Source organism: Nonomuraea insulae, from assembly GCF_042656245.1.
Genome location: NZ_JBHSPA010000088.1, coordinates 130,013 through 144,147, shown reverse-complemented (window position 1 = coordinate 144,147; position 14,135 = coordinate 130,013). Strand labels below are relative to the sequence as shown.

General features: G+C 70.4%; 13 protein-coding genes. 3 read left to right on the top strand and 10 right to left on the bottom strand.

Annotation, left to right across the window (positions count from 1 at the left end; all coding sequences use genetic code 11):
• Positions 1–25 precede the first annotated feature (25 nt).
• The 3 genes from ACFPZ3_RS55395 to ACFPZ3_RS55385 are packed head-to-tail and all read right to left on the bottom strand — an operon-like array spanning position 26 to position 2,732.
• Positions 26–1,240, bottom strand: a complete 1,215-nt coding sequence (locus tag ACFPZ3_RS55395; protein ID WP_379522519.1) for an NADP-dependent isocitrate dehydrogenase — start codon at positions 1,238–1,240, stop codon at positions 26–28.
• 52 nt (positions 1,241–1,292) lie between these two features.
• A complete protein-coding gene (locus ACFPZ3_RS55390) occupies positions 1,293–1,592 on the bottom strand; it encodes a DUF3017 domain-containing protein (RefSeq protein WP_379522518.1) in 300 nt (99 codons plus the stop codon).
• 18 nt (positions 1,593–1,610) lie between these two features.
• On the bottom strand, positions 1,611–2,732 hold the full coding sequence (locus ACFPZ3_RS55385) for a citrate/2-methylcitrate synthase (protein ID WP_379522517.1): 1,122 nt from the start codon (positions 2,730–2,732) through the stop codon (positions 1,611–1,613).
• 181 nt (positions 2,733–2,913) lie between these two features.
• Here ACFPZ3_RS55385 and ACFPZ3_RS55380 point away from each other — a divergent pair, with 181 nt between their 5' ends.
• Positions 2,914–3,564, top strand: a complete 651-nt coding sequence (locus ACFPZ3_RS55380; RefSeq protein WP_379522516.1) for an FHA domain-containing protein — start codon at positions 2,914–2,916, stop codon at positions 3,562–3,564.
• A 173-nt stretch (positions 3,565–3,737) separates the two neighbouring features.
• On the opposite strand, the gene ACFPZ3_RS55375 is transcribed toward ACFPZ3_RS55380, so the two are convergent.
• Entirely contained in the window at positions 3,738–5,267 is a 1,530-nt protein-coding gene (locus tag ACFPZ3_RS55375) for a glycoside hydrolase family 10-like protein (protein WP_379522515.1), read from the bottom strand.
• Positions 5,268–5,354: 87 nt separating this feature from the next.
• Between ACFPZ3_RS55375 and ACFPZ3_RS55370 the strand changes: the two genes are divergently transcribed.
• Both ACFPZ3_RS55370 and ACFPZ3_RS55365 read left to right on the top strand, forming a co-directional pair.
• On the top strand, positions 5,355–6,785 hold the full coding sequence (locus tag ACFPZ3_RS55370) for a glycoside hydrolase family 3 protein (RefSeq protein WP_379522514.1): 1,431 nt from the start codon (positions 5,355–5,357) through the stop codon (positions 6,783–6,785).
• Positions 6,782–7,642: a MurR/RpiR family transcriptional regulator gene (locus ACFPZ3_RS55365; RefSeq protein ID WP_379522513.1), complete on the top strand. Its 861-nt coding sequence runs from the start codon at positions 6,782–6,784 to the stop codon at positions 7,640–7,642. The genes ACFPZ3_RS55370 and ACFPZ3_RS55365 overlap by 4 nt, the downstream gene beginning before the upstream one ends.
• A 65-nt stretch (positions 7,643–7,707) precedes the next feature.
• Here the strand turns inward: ACFPZ3_RS55365 and ACFPZ3_RS55360 are convergent, their stop codons facing one another.
• Genes ACFPZ3_RS55360 through ACFPZ3_RS55335 form a run of 6 tightly spaced genes read right to left on the bottom strand, consistent with a single transcriptional unit; the run spans position 7,708 to position 14,052 of the window.
• Positions 7,708–9,168, bottom strand: coding sequence for a benzaldehyde dehydrogenase (locus tag ACFPZ3_RS55360; protein ID WP_379522512.1), 1,461 nt, complete (start codon positions 9,166–9,168; stop codon positions 7,708–7,710).
• Between the two features lie 11 nt (positions 9,169–9,179).
• Complete coding sequence (locus ACFPZ3_RS55355; RefSeq protein ID WP_379522511.1) at positions 9,180–10,850, bottom strand: thiamine pyrophosphate-binding protein; 1,671 nt, start codon at positions 10,848–10,850, stop codon at positions 9,180–9,182.
• Positions 10,847–11,617 (bottom strand): ABC transporter ATP-binding protein, encoded by a 771-nt coding sequence (locus tag ACFPZ3_RS55350; protein ID WP_379522510.1) that lies wholly within the window; start codon positions 11,615–11,617, stop codon positions 10,847–10,849. Before ACFPZ3_RS55350 ends, ACFPZ3_RS55355 begins: the two co-directional genes overlap by 4 nt.
• The gene (locus ACFPZ3_RS55345) at positions 11,610–12,359 is read right to left on the bottom strand and encodes an ABC transporter permease (protein WP_379522509.1); all 750 of its coding nucleotides are present in this window, start codon (positions 12,357–12,359) and stop codon (positions 11,610–11,612) included. Before ACFPZ3_RS55345 ends, ACFPZ3_RS55350 begins: the two co-directional genes overlap by 8 nt.
• A complete protein-coding gene (locus ACFPZ3_RS55340; protein WP_379522508.1) occupies positions 12,356–13,129 on the bottom strand; it encodes an ABC transporter permease in 774 nt (257 codons plus the stop codon). The genes ACFPZ3_RS55345 and ACFPZ3_RS55340 overlap by 4 nt, the downstream gene beginning before the upstream one ends.
• Positions 13,126–14,052, bottom strand: a complete 927-nt coding sequence (locus ACFPZ3_RS55335) for an ABC transporter substrate-binding protein (protein ID WP_379522507.1) — start codon at positions 14,050–14,052, stop codon at positions 13,126–13,128. Before ACFPZ3_RS55335 ends, ACFPZ3_RS55340 begins: the two co-directional genes overlap by 4 nt.
• Positions 14,053–14,135 lie beyond the last annotated feature (83 nt).

The following is a 14,135-nucleotide window of genomic DNA, read 5'->3' as shown; positions in this document are numbered from 1 at the left end:
TTCGTGCTGCGGGGGAACGGAACGATCAAGCCATCTTCTTCTTGAGGTTCTCATCCAGCGCCGCCAGGAAGTCCTGGGTGGTGAGCCACTTGGCGTCGCCGCCGACCAGGAGCGCGAGGTCCTTGGTCATCTGGCCGCTCTCGACGGTCTCGACGCAGACCGCCTCCAGCTTCTCGGCGAACTCGGTCACCGCCGGGGTGTTGTCGAGCTTGCCGCGGTGGGCCAGGCCACGCGTCCACGCGAAGATCGAGGCGATCGGGTTGGTGGAGGTGGGGTTGCCCTGCTGGTGCTGGCGGTAGTGACGGGTCACGGTGCCGTGCGCGGCCTCGGCCTCGACGGTCCGGCCGTCGGGGGTCATCAGGACCGAGGTCATCAGGCCGAGCGAGCCGAAGCCCTGGGCGACGGTGTCGGACTGTACGTCGCCGTCGTAGTTCTTCGCGGCCCAGACGTAGCCGCCCTCCCACTTCATCGCCGCGGCGACCATGTCGTCGATGAGGCGGTGCTCGTAGGTCAGGCCGGCCTTGTCGAACTCGTCCTTGAACTCGCTCTCGAAGACCTCGGCGAAGATGTCCTTGAAGCGGCCGTCGTAGGCCTTCAGGATCGTGTTCTTCGTGGAGAGGTAGACGGGGTAGTTGCGGTTGAGGCCGTAGCGCATCGAGGCGCGGGCGAAGTCGCGGATCGACTCGTCCAGGTTGTACATCGCCATCGCGATGCCGCTGCCGGGGAAGTCGTACACGTCGATCTCGATCGGCTCGGAGCCGTCCTTCGGCGTGAAGGTCAGCGTCAGCGTGCCCTCACCGGGGATCTTCAGGTCGGTGGCGCGGTACTGGTCGCCGAAGGCGTGACGGCCGACGACGATCGGCTTGGTCCAGCCGGGCACGAGCCGCGGCACGTTCGACATGATGATCGGCTCGCGGAAGATGACGCCGCCGAGGATGTTGCGGATGGTCCCGTTGGGGGACTTCCACATCTTCTTGAGTCCGAACTCCTCGACGCGCGCCTCGTCCGGGGTGATGGTGGCGCACTTCACGCCGACGCCGTACTTCTTGATGGCGTTCGCGGCGTCGATGGTGACCTGGTCGTCCGTGGCGTCCCGGTGTTCGATGCCGAGGTCGTAGTACTTCAGGTCGACGTCGAGGTAGGGAAGGATCAACTGGTCCTTGATGAACTGCCAGATGATCCGGGTCATCTCGTCGCCGTCAAGTTCGACGACAGGACCCTCCACCTTGATCTTGGGCATGCGAATGGTTCCCCTTCAATGATTGATGCGTTGAGGCTATCGGACCGTCAGGTCACGGGGCGAAAAGGGACAGGATCAGCGCCTTGAGCTCGTTGTTGTAGAGCAGGAGCGAGGTCAGGACCAGCACGAATCCGAACCCGGACAACGTGATGACGTCAGTCGTCTTGCTCCGCAGAGCGAGCTGTCCGCCGTAACCGGCGAAACGGAGGGCGGCGGCGATCATGATGAAGGCGCCCAGCACGAACCCGCCCCAGCGCGGGTTCACGATCAAGATCACGAGCGTGCCGATGGCCGCACCAGCCAGGATCAGCGGGTACGGCCCCCAGCTCTCGCGTTCAGTCCCTTGGCTCAACGCGCTCCTAACACTCTTCTACCGCTCTTCTATCGGCTTCCACTTCTGGTCCGTCTCACCGATGTACTCACTGTCGGGACGGATCAGCCTGTTGTCGGCGTGCTGCTCGATGACGTGAGCGGTCCAGCCGGACATGCGGCTGATGGAGAATACCGGCGTGAACAGGTCGGTCGGAATCCCCAGGTAGTGATAGACCGAAGCCGCGAAGAAGTCGACGTTCGGGTAGAGGCCCTTCGTCTCGAGGACGACCTCTTCCATTTCCTTGGACATCCGATAATACGTGTCGTCGCCGGTGGACTCGGCCAGCTCTGCCGACAGCCTGCGCAGGTGCGTGGCCCGCGGGTCCTCGGTCTTGTAGACGCGGTGCCCGAAGCCCATGATCTTCTCGCCGGCCGCCAGCTTGTCGCGTACGGCCTGGGCGACGCCACCGGGCGACAGCGACTCCAGCGTCTTCATGACCTGCTCGTTCGCTCCGCCGTGGAGGGGTCCCTTGAGGGTGCCGATGGCGGCGACGATGGCGGAGTGCATGTCCGACAGGGTCGCGGCGCAGACGCGGGCGGCGAACGTGGAGGCGTTCATCGTGTGGTCGGCGTGCAGGACCAGGCACTCGTCGAAGATCTCGACCTCGCGCGGCGCGGGGGCGCGGCCGGCGATCTGGAGCAGGAAGTTCCCGGCGATGCTGAGCGACGGGTCGGCCTGCGGCGCGGCGGCGCCGGTGCGGGCGGCGTGGTAGCGGGCGACGAGCTGCGGCTGCTGGGCGACCAGCCGGGCGGCCTTGCGCAGGTTGGCCTCGGGGGAGATGGAGTCCTTGTCGGGATCGTCGGCGCCCGACAGCGAGACGAGCGAGCGCAACGCCTCCATGGGTTTCTGTTTCTCGACGATTTCGGCGATGTTCGCGGACGCCAGGGCACCCAGCTCCCGGCCGCTCGTCAGCTCGTCTCCGTAGGCGTCCAGCTCGGCGCGGGTGGGCAGCTTGCCTCGCTGGAGCAGGTGTGCGGTCTCCTCGAACGTCGCGCGGCCGGCCAGGTCGTGGATGTCGTATCCACGATAGAAGAGGCGACCGGCCTTTCCGTCAATGTCGCTCAGCGCTGTGGACGCCGCTACGACATCAGCCAGACCTTTCGTGGGCTTGTCCGCCATGAGTGTTTCCTCCGCTTATCTCCGACCGAAGTCTACCCGTGAGCAGGCAAAACCGATCGGAGAGGTCCAGACCAATTTCACGAGGGATTCTGCTTTCGGCAAAGGCGATTCCCCATCACCTCGTTTGGGTAAGCCGGAGCTGTAGTAATAGTTACGGCGGGCTACCTGGGGAGGAACTGCCGTGGAGGGGCCGTTCATACGCATCGAGGACACTGGCGAGGTGGTCCCGTTGCGCCCCGAGATCACTACGGTCGGAAGGGGCCGGGGTGCAGACATCCGGCTCACCGACCCGAGTGTGTCTCGACTCCATGCCGAGTTCGTCAGACGAGGACCCTACCTGTATGTCGTGGACCTGGGGCTGTCCAGGAACGGCACACGGGTGAACGGCAGGCCGATCGCCCGGAGGGTCCTTGACGACGGCGACGTCGTCTCGTTCGGCGCGGCGCGGGGTCGCATCGGTGGAGTCCCCCGTGAGGACTTCACCCCTGAGGTCGAACTGCGCAGGGCGGCTGCGCCCGAGCTGACCAGGCGCGAGGTCGATGTGCTGACCTCGCTCTGCAGGCCGGCGCTGTCCGACGAAGCGTTCGTCGCTCCGGCGACGGCACGCGAGATCGCCGACGATCTGGTCGTGACCGAGGCCGCGGTCAAGCAGCATCTGCTGCGGCTCTACCAGAAGTTCAGGATTCCCGAGGGCACCAACCGGCGCACACGGCTGGCCAACGAGGTCGTCGCGCTCGGTCTGGTGCGTCCGACCCCTGTGGTTCCACCACAGCGGTCGTCGGGAGCCACCAACGCCGAGCAACCTTCGGCGGCTGGACGCAGAGCTTCTTAGGAACGGATCGCGACCGGGGCTACGGCGAGGGGTTCCGGCAGCGTCGGAACCTGAACGTCTCCGTGTCCAGGTGCGGCATGACTTGAGCAGCGGTGACCACGCCTGAGGGCGTGGCGCCGGGCTCGTCGCCGGTCAGGAAAGTGGCCGGCGACGCGCGCTGGCGTAGCACGCCCTCAGATCACGCGGAAGGCGTTGCTCGGCTTGCTGGTCCTGTTGGCCCGGTCCACCGCTACGACGTAGTAGTAGTGGCCGCGCCTGCCGTCGGGGTCGGTCCAGCGGATCTGCCGGTCCCCCGGCACGACCGCGACCAGGTTGCGGGCGTCGGTAAAGGCGCCGGAGCCCGCGGGCCGGTCGAAGCGGAAGATGGCGAACTGGAACGGCTCGTCCCGGCCGGTCGCCACGGCCCGCACTTCGACCCCGCCCGAGCGGCGCAGCGCGTAGGCCAGCACCGGCCGGTGGGGCGCCGCACCGTGCGCCAGCCTGGGCAGCACGGGCGCGAGCGCGGGCCGCTGGTAGTGGTCGTTGACCGCGGTCGTGATGGAGGCGATGCGGTCTGCCTTGACATCGTTGGCGTTGTACCAGATGTCGCCGCTGATCTCGGGGTGCTCCCGGTTGAGCGTCAGATGCCTGGACAGCTCGCCGGTGACCTGCCACTCGGGCGCCTGGGCGGGGTCGGCCACCTTGTACGCGGCCTGCCCGATCCACAGGAGCGTGTTCGTGCCGCTCGCCACGTCCGACCACCAGGGCACGAGCTTGGAGTAGTCGGCCGGCGGCTGCCCGACGTACCAGTAGAGCTGCGGCGCGATGTAGTCCAGCCAGCCCTTCTTGACCCAGCCGCGGGTGTCGGCGTGCAGGTTGTCGTACGACTGGCCGCCGTTGGTGTCGGAGCCCAGCGGGTCGGTGCCCTTGTTGCGCCAGATGCCCGACGGGCTGATGCCCCAGGCGATCTCCGGCTTGGCCGCCAGCACGCGCTGCTGCATCTCCTGGACCATGAGGTCGACGTTGTTCCGCCGCCAGGAGGCCAGGTCGGGGAAGCCCGCGCCGTACTTGGCGAACTCTTCGGCGTCGTCGAAGGCCGTGGTGTTGGTCGGGTAGAAGTAGTCGTCGAAGTGCAGGCCGTCGATGTCGTAGCGGGTGATCGCGTCCAGCATGGCGTCCTGGCAGAACTTACGCACTTCCGGCATGCCGGGGTTGTAGTAGAGCTTGCCGCCGAACGGCAGGATCCAGTCGGGGTGCTTGCGGCCGGGGTGGTCGGGGTGCAGCTTGGCCGGGTCGGCCTGCATCGAGACGCGGTACGGGTTGAACCAGGCGTGGAAGGCCAGGCCGCGCTTGTGGGTCTCCGCCACGGCGAACCCGAGCGGGTCGTAGCCGGGGTCCTGCCCCTGGGTGCCGGTCAGATATTGTGACCACGGCTCGTAGGGCGAGGGCCAGAACGCGTCCGCCGTCGGCCTGATCTGCACGAACACCGAGTTGAGCTTGCGCTGCTCGGCCACGTCCAGCCAGGCCAGATACTCGGCCTTCTGCTCGTCGGCGCTGAGCCCCGGCTTGGACGGCCAGTTGATGTTGACCACGGACGCGATCCACATGCCGCGCATCTGACGTAACGGCGGTACGTACCCGGAATCCGCGAAGGCGGGCAGCGGGACGGCCGAAGCGGCGGCGGCGAGGGCGAGACCCTTCAGGAGAGTCCTTCTGCTGGGCATGGGGGGTGGCCTCTCGGAAGTGGTTGTATCGAAGGCGACGATGACAGAAAATTACCTTCAGATCAACAACTGTGAAGGAAAATGCCGATGAGCGGTGACCTGTACAGACTGGCGATGACCGTGCTGCATCCGGGGTTCGAGGGAACCTCCGCCCCCGACTGGTTGCGGCGGGCGCTGGGCGAGGGTCTGGGCGGTGTGGTGCTGTTCGCCCGCAACGCCATCGGCGAAGGGCTCGTACGAGACTTTCGCGCCGAGAACCCCGACACCGTGGTCGCGATCGACGAGGAGGGCGGCACGGTCACCCGGCTGGAGGTCATGGCCGGCAGCTCCTTCCCCGGCAACCGGGCGCTGGGCGTGGTGGACGACGTCGAGCTCACCGAACGGGTGGGCCGCCAGATCGGCAGGATGCTCGCGGAGATCGACATCACGCTCGACTACGCGCCCTCCGCCGACGTGAACTCCAACCCGGCCAACCCGGTGATCGGCGTGCGCTCGTTCGGCCCCACGCCGGAGCTGGTCTCCCGGCACACCGTCGCCTACGTGAACGGCGTCCAGGGCGCGGGCGTGGCGGCCTGCGCCAAGCACTTCCCCGGGCACGGCGACACGGTCACCGACTCGCACCTGGCGCTGCCCACCGTGCACGCCGCGCGCGAGGTGCTCATCGAGCGCGACCTGCCGCCGTTCCAAGCCGCGATCGACGCCGGGGTGCGCTCGATCATGTCCGGCCACCTGCTGATTCCCGCGCTCGATCCGTCGGCGCCGGCGACGCTCAGCCGTACCGTCATGACCGAACTCCTGAGGGGCGAGCTCGGTTTCGACGGGATGCTGGTCACCGACGCGATCGAGATGCGGGCGGTGGCCGCCATGTTCGCCCCCGGCGAGATCGCGGTGCGCGCGCTCAACGCGGGCGTGGACGCCATCTGCGTGGGATTGTCCACCGAGGACAGCCTGCGCGAGATCCGCGACGCGATCGTGGCGGCGGTCAGGAACGGCACACTGCCCGAGGAGCGGCTGGCGGAGGCGGCCGCGCGGGTGCGCGCGCTGTCCACCTGGTACGCCGCCCAGGCGTCGCTGCGCGCGAAGGTCCGCGACGACATCGACGAGAGCGCCGGCCTGCGGGCCGCCAGGGCGGCGCTGACCACGTCCGGGACCGCGGCGCTCGACCGCGGGCCGCTGGTCGTCGAGGTCAACACCCGCTTCAACAAGGCCGTGGACCCCGCCACGCCGACCGGCATCACCTCCGCGCTGGCCTCCATGCTGCCGAACACCGAGAGGGTCCAGATGGAGCCGGAGGGCGAGCTGCCGGCGTTCGACGAGCGGCCGGTCGTGCTGGTGGTGCACGACGCGGCGCGGCACCCCTGGGTGCGCGACACCATGGCCAAGGCCCTGGCGCTGCGGCCCGACGTGATCATCGTGGACACCGGCATCCCGGCTCCGCCCGAGGGCGCGATCCATGTGGCCACGCACGGCATCTCCCGGGTCTCCGCGCTGGCCGCAGCCGAATGGTTGCTCCGGTGACGGCCGAACCCGCGAACCCGGTCGCCACCGTACGGGCTGTGCTGCCGTCGCTGACGCCGGCGGCGCAGTCCATCGCCCGCATCATCCTGGACGATCCCGGGCTGGTCGTGCGGAGCACGATCACCGAGTTCAGCGGGGTGTCGGGGACGAGCGAGGCGACCATCGTGCGCACCGCGCGGGCGCTCGGCTTCGCCGGGTACTCGCAGATGCGCTTCGCTTTGGCCGCGGCCGTGGCCAAGGAGCCGGAGCGGCTGGTGCCCGGCGACCTCGCGCCCGACGACCCGCTGACGGACGTGATCGCCAAGGTGGCGCGGGCCGAGTCGGAGGCGCTCGCCGACACCGCCGCCCAGCTCGACCCCGAGCAGCTCGGGGAGGTCGTGGACGCGATCTCGCAGGCGCGGCGGGTGGACGTGTACGGTGTGGCGGCCTCGGGACTGGTGGCGGCCGACATGTCGCAGAAGTTGCTGCGGATCGGCCTGTCCAGTCACCCGTTCAGCGATGCCCACCTGGCGCTGACCAGCGCGGCGCTGCTGCGGGAAGGCGACGTGGCGGTGGCGATCAGTTGCACGGGCGAGACGCCCGACGTGCTGGTGCCCGCCCGTACCGCCGCGGAGGCGGGGGCGTTGATCGTGGGGATCACCAACAACCCGCGGTCGTCGCTGGCCGCGCTGGCACGTCACACGCTGGTGTCGGCCGGGCGGGAGACGGCCTTCCGGCCTGGGGCGCTGGCCAGCCGGATCAGCCAGTTGCTGATCGTGGACTGCATCTTCGTGGGGCTGGCGCAACGCCGCTACGACACGGCGGACGCCGCCATCCGGGCGACCAGGGAGGCCACCGACCGCTACCGCAATCGGTGACCCGGTGGGGTGAAGGTCCCTTCAGGGGCCCCTTCAGGGGCCCTCACCCCTCCTCCTCGGGGCCGTCAGAAGGGGTAGGTGGCGATGTCGCCCTGCATGGTGACCCACTGCGTCTCCGTGAAGGCGTCCACGTTGGCGCCCGTGCCGCCGAAGCGGGTGCCCGTTCCCGAGGCGCCCACCCCGCCGAACGGGGCCACCGCCTCGTCGTCCACCGTCTGGTCGTTGATGTGCACGATCCCGGTCGGCACCAGGTCGGCCAGGGCCAGGCCCTTCATCACGTCCCGGGTGAGGATGCCGAGCGACAGGCCGTACTCCGAGTCGGCCGCCAGCGCGGCCGCCTCCTCCAGGGAGGTGAACGTGGTCACCGGGGCGACGGGACCGAACACCTCCTGCGCGTACGCGGGCGCGCCGACGGGCACCTCGGCCAGCACCGTCGGCCGGTAGAACAGCCCCTCGTACGTCCCCCCTGCAGCCAGCCGGGCCCCGGCCGTCACGCTCTCCGTGACCAGCCGGTGCACCCGGTCGCGCTGCCCGGCGTCGATGAGCGGGCCGAGCGCGACCTGCCCGGTGGCCGGATCGCCGACCGGCAGACCATCGGCCTTGGCGGCCAGGCGCTCGACGTACTCCTCGGCCACGGAAGCGTGCACCAGGTGCCGCCCGGAGGTCATGCAGATCTGGCCCTGGTGGAAGAACGACGCCCACGCGCCCGCCGACACGGCCGGGCCGAGGTCGGCGTCGTCGAAGATCACGAGAGCGGAGTTGCCGCCGAGCTCCAGGTGCACCCGCTTGAGCGAGCGCGCCGCCAGCTCGCCGACGCGCCGACCGGCCGCGGTGGAGCCGGTGAAGGAGATGACCGGGATGTTCGGGTCGGCGACCACGGCCTGGCCCGCCTCCGGGCCGCCGGGCAGCACGTGCAGGAGGCCAGGGGGCAGGCCGGCCTCCTCGAAGACGCGGGCGATGGCGTACCCGCCGCAGACGGCGGTGCGCTGGTCCGGCTTGAACACGACCGCGTTGCCCAGCGCCAGGGCCGGGGCCACCGACCTGATGCCGAGGATGAGCGGGAAGTTGAACGGCGCGATCACGCCCACGACGCCGGCCGGCACCCGCCGCGCGAAGCTGAGCCGCTTGCGGGCGGTCGGCAGCACCTCGCCGAGCGGCTGCGAGGCCAGCGCCGCCGCCTCGTAGCATTCCTGCGCGGCCACGTGGGTCTCGAACCCCGCCTTGCCCGGCACGCCGCCGGACTCGCGCACGATCCAGTCCTGGATCTCCTGCGCGTGCTCCTCGAACAGCCGTCCGGCCCGCCGCAGCAGGGCGGCCCGCTCCTCGTAGGGCGTGGCGGCCCACGCCCGCTGCTCCCGCCGGGCGTGTACGGCCGCCGCCGCCACGTCCTCCGCGCCGGCCGTACCGGCGCGGCCGAGCTCGTTACCGGTCGCGGGCTCGACGACGGGCACGTCGCCGGCGCGCGAGGCCGTCCAACCGCCGTCGAAGATCAGTCCGGTCCAGATCTTGGGGTCCAGGAACGTCATGGTGAGCCTCCTCAGGGCTGGAAATCCGGGTCCACGCCCACGGCCACGTCGAGGAGCAGGGGGCTCTCGCGGGTCGCGAGCGTGGGCATGACGTCGTCGAGTGCGGCGGTCAGGGCATCGTAGGAGTCCACCCGCAGGGACGGGCACCCCAGCGACCTGGCCAGGCCCCCCATGTCCACCTCGGTGAACGGCGGCCACGGCGCCTTGCCGCCCTGTTTGTCGGCCAGCCGGTCCATGACCGCGTACCGGCCGTTGGCGAGCACGAGGAACAACGCGCCCACGCGGTAGTGCGCGGCGCTCCAGAGCGCGTGCAGACCGTAGAGCGCCGACCCGTCGCCCACGACCGCGACCACCGGGCGGCCTGGAAGCGCCATCCGCAGGCCCACCGCGGCGGGCACGGCGAACCCGAGCCCGCCCATGGCCGCGGACAGGAAGCCCAGCGAGGTCCTGGCGGGCACGAACCGGTGCAGGTCGGGCCGGGAGGACGGCGTCTCCTCGATCAGCACGGCGTCACGGGGCAGCCGCCTGGCCAGCTCGCGCAGCACCCGCGCGGGCCGCATCGGCTGTCCGTCCACGGGCTCCTCCTCCCGCGCGGGCCGCATCGGCTGTCCGTCCGCGGGTTCCTCCTCCCGCGCGGGCCGCATCGGCTGTCCGGCCGCCGGTTCCTCCTCCCGCGCGCGCGGCCCCGCGCCGCCACGGTCGGCGGGCGGCAGCAGGGCGGTCAGGCGGGCGCACACGGCGGCGGGTGAGGCGAGGTAGGCCAGGTCGGCGGGGCTGCGATGGGCCACCGCCGGATCGTCGGTGACCAGCGCGACCACCGTGCCGGGCGGCACCAGGGGCCCGGGCGCGTACGGGTACTGCCGGAACACCGGCGCCCCCACCACCAGCACCACGTCATGGGGCTCCAGCCGCTCCCGCAGCCGCTCCCTGTCGGCGGGCAGCACCTGGCCGTACTGCGGATGGTCCTGCGGGAACCCGGCCCGTCCACCGAACGACTCCTGGTACACCGGGCACCCCATGCGCTCGGCCAGCGCCACCAGCGCGTCCCACCCGTCGCGCACGCCCGCCCCCGCCACGATCGCCGGCGCGCGCGCCCCGGTCAGTAGCTCGACCAGCGGCGCGAGGTCGGCGTCGGCCACGTTCGCGGGCCGGAGCAGGCGCTTGGGCGCGGCCATGACCTCGCCGTCGAAGGGCGCCCGCCAGTCGTCCATCGGCACCACGACCAGCGCGGGCCCACGTGACGTGCCCGCCTCGTGGAAGGCCCTGGCCACCGCGCCCGGCACGTCCTGCGCGCGTACCGGCTGGTCGACGCGTACCGGGTAGTCGCCGGCGAGCCCGCCCAGCCGCCCGGCCAGGAACGGCTCCAGCGCCAGGTGCCGCCGGTCCTGCTGGCCGACGAGGATCACCAGCGGCACCCGGTTCTCCCTGGCGGTGGCGATGGCGCCGACGGCGTTGCCCAGCCCGGCCGTCGTGTGCAGGATGACCAGCGCCGGGGACTCGCGGCCGATCGCCCAGCCCGTGGCCATGCCCACCACGGAGCCCTCGTGCAGGGCCAGCACGAAACGCAGGTCGTCCGGCAGCCCGGTCAGCAGCGGCACCTCGGTCGAGCCGGGGTTGCAGAAGATCGTGGTCATCCCGTGGTGCCGCAACACCGCGAAGACGGCGTCCTTGACCGTGGTCACCGTTCCCCCCTCGCCCGCTGGATCTGCCGGTAGACGTGCCCGCGCAACTCGCCGAACCGGGGCAGCGAGCGCGTCGTGAGCTGGTCACGCTCGGGCGGCAGGTCGATCTTGAGGTCCTCCAGGATCGTGGTGGGGGACGAGGACAACACGACGACCCGCTGCCCGAGGTAGACGGCCTCGTCGATGTCGTGGGTGACGAACAGCGTGGTCACACCGAGGTCCCGCCACAGCCGCAGGATCAGATCCTCCAGGTCCGCCCTGGTCTGCGCGTCCACGGCGGCGAACGGCTCGTCCATCAGCAACACCTGCGGCTCGTACGCCACCGCCCTGGCGATGGCCACCCGCTGCTGCATCCCGCCGGACAACTGCCACGGATGCGCGTCGGCCACGTCGGCGAGCCCGACCGCGCCCAGGGACTCGGCGACCAGCTCACGCCGCCGGTCGGCGGGCAGCCGTTTCTCCTTCAGCGGCAGCTCCACGTTCTGGCGCACGGTCATCCAGGGGAACAGGCTGCGGCCGTACTCCTGGAAGACCACGGCCATGCGCGGCGGCGGGCCGGTCACGGGCACGTCGTCCACCCGCACCTCGCCGCCGCTGGCCGGCAGCAGCCCGGCCACGCAGCGCAGCAGGGTCGTCTTGCCGCAGCCCGAGGGGCCGACGACGCAGACCAGCTCTCCGGCGCCGACGCCGAACGTGATCGAGCCGATCGCCTCGACCCGGCGGCCGGGGCTCTCGTAGACCTTGTTCAGCGAGGAGATCTCAAGCACGGGCGGCTCCAGTGCCGTAGTACCAGGACAGGACCCACCGCTCCAGGCGGCGGAAGAGCAGGGACAGCCCGAACCCCAGCAGCCCGAGCAGCAGGATGCCGCTCCACATCTCGGCGATCTGGAATCCCCGCTGGAACAGCACGATCGTGAAGCCGAGGCCGCTGGAGCTGGCGAACATCTCGCTGATGACCATGAGGATGATGCCGATGGACAGCGCCTGGCGCAGCCCGGTCATGATCTGCGGGCTGGCGCCGCGGAGCACGAAGCGCCGCATTCTGGAGACGCCGCGCACGCCGTACATGCGGCAGGTGTCGGCGAGGACCTCATCCAGCGCGCGTACGCCCTCCACGGTGTTGAGCAGGATCGGCCAGAGGCAGCCCGAGACGATGACCAGCACCTTCATGGGCGTGTCGATACCCACCAGCAACATGATCAGCGGCACCAGCACGGGCGGCGGGATGGCCCTGAAGAACTCCAGCACCGGCTCCAGCGTGGCCCGCAACCGCCGCGACAACCCGATCGGCACGCCCAGGCCCACACCCAGCAGCCCGGCCACCGCGTAGCCCGCCAGCAGCCGCCCGGCGCTGGGCAGCACGTCGTCGACCAGCCGCTCGGAGAACCAGGTGTCGGCGAACGCCCGCGCCACGGCGGCGGGGCCGGGCAGGTAGAACGAGCTGCCGCTGATCGCCCACCAGGCCAGCACCAGCACGGCGGGCAGCAGGAGCAGCCTGATCGCCCTCATGCGGCCACCTCCGAGCGTACGGCCGGGTGCCAGGCCAGCACCCTGCGCTCCAGCCGCCGCACGGCCGCGTTCACCGCGATGCCGACCAGCCCGGCCAGCACGATCAGGGCGTACACCGTGGGCACCGCCCCGCTGCTCTGCGCCACCTGGATCTCGGCCCCGAGCCCCGGGCTGCCGATGACCAGCTCCGCCGTCACCGCCAGGATGAACGCCACCGCCGCCGCCAGCCTGAGGCCGGTCATGACGTACGGCAGCGCGGTCGGCCACACCAGGTGCCTGACCCGGGACCAGGCCGACAGTCCGTACGACCTGGCGGTGTCGAAGGCCACGGAGTCCACGGCCGCGACGCCGTACAGGACCTGGATGAGCACCTGCCAGAACGCGGCGTAGACCACCAGCAACAACGTCGAGCCGAGCGACGGGCCGAACAGCAGCGTGGCCAGCGGCACCAGCGCGACCGACGGGATGGGCCGCAGGAACTCCACGGTGGAGTTCGTGTAGGCGCGCAGGCCGGGCACGATCCCGATGACGAGGCCGACCGCGACCGCCGCGCCGAACGCCAGCGCCAGGCCGATCGCCCAGCCGAGCAGGGTCTCGCCGAGCGCGATCCACAACGCGGGCGTGACCAGGTTCGCGGCCAGCGTGCGGAGGATCTCCGTGGCGGGCGGCAGGAAACGTTCGTCGACCAGGCCGAGCCTGGGCACGGCCTCCAGCAGGATCAGCAGCCCGCCGAGCCCGGCCGCGCCGTACGCGTGCCTGCTCCCGCTCACGGCACCAGCGCCGACACGTCGACCTTCTTGTTCAGCACCCCGTCAGCCAGGGCCAGGTCGGCGATGGTCTGCACGGACGCCTTGTTCACCTCGACCGGCCACTTCGGCAGGTAGATCTTGGCGATCACCTCGGGCGCGATCTTCGTGTAGGTCTTCAGCACCTCGCGTACCTCGTCGGGATGCGCGTCGGCGTACTCCAGCGACTTGCGCATCGCCGCCGTGAAGCGCTTGGTGAGGTCGGCGTCGGTCTTGCTCGTGGTGAAGTACATGGCCACGGTCAGGTCGGGGGCGGCGTCGGCGAAGTTCCAGGCCACGGGGCGGGCGCCCTGGCTGATGGCCTGGCTGACGAACGGCTCGACCACCCAGATGGCGTCCACCCGGCCGCTCTGCAGCGCGGCGGGCGCGTCGGGGAAGGGCAGTTCGACGAACTCGATGCCGGTCGGGTCGCCGCCGGCCTTGCGCACGGAGGCGCGTACGGTCGTGTCGCCGATGTTCTTGAGCTGGTTGACCGAGATCTTCCTGCCCGCCAGGTCCTTGGCCGCCTTGATCGGGCTGTCCGGTTTGACCAGCACCGCGCTGAAGTCCTTGCCCTGTTCGCCGGTCGAGGAGACGCCGTTGGCGACGACCTTCACATCCAGCCCCTGCTGCTTGGCCGTCAGCAGCGAGGTCGTGTTGGCGAAGGCGAACTGGAACTGCCCGCTCACCGCGCCGGAGACCGCGGCCGCGCCGCCCTGGACGGGGGTGATCGCGAGGTCGATCCGCTGCTCGGTGAAGAAGCCCTTGGCCTTGCCGAGATGGATCGGAGCGGTGTCGACGATGGCGATGACTCCGGCGGTGACCTTGGTCGTCGCCGAGCCCTCCGGCTGTGTGCCGCCACAGGCGGTCAGGAGTAAGGCGGCGAGGATCAAGAGAGGGCGACGCACGACAGGCTCCTCTTTGTGTTCGCTATGCGTACATGTATTCTCTGTCCGAACAACCCCGTATCGCGGAACCTACGCTTCTGTCG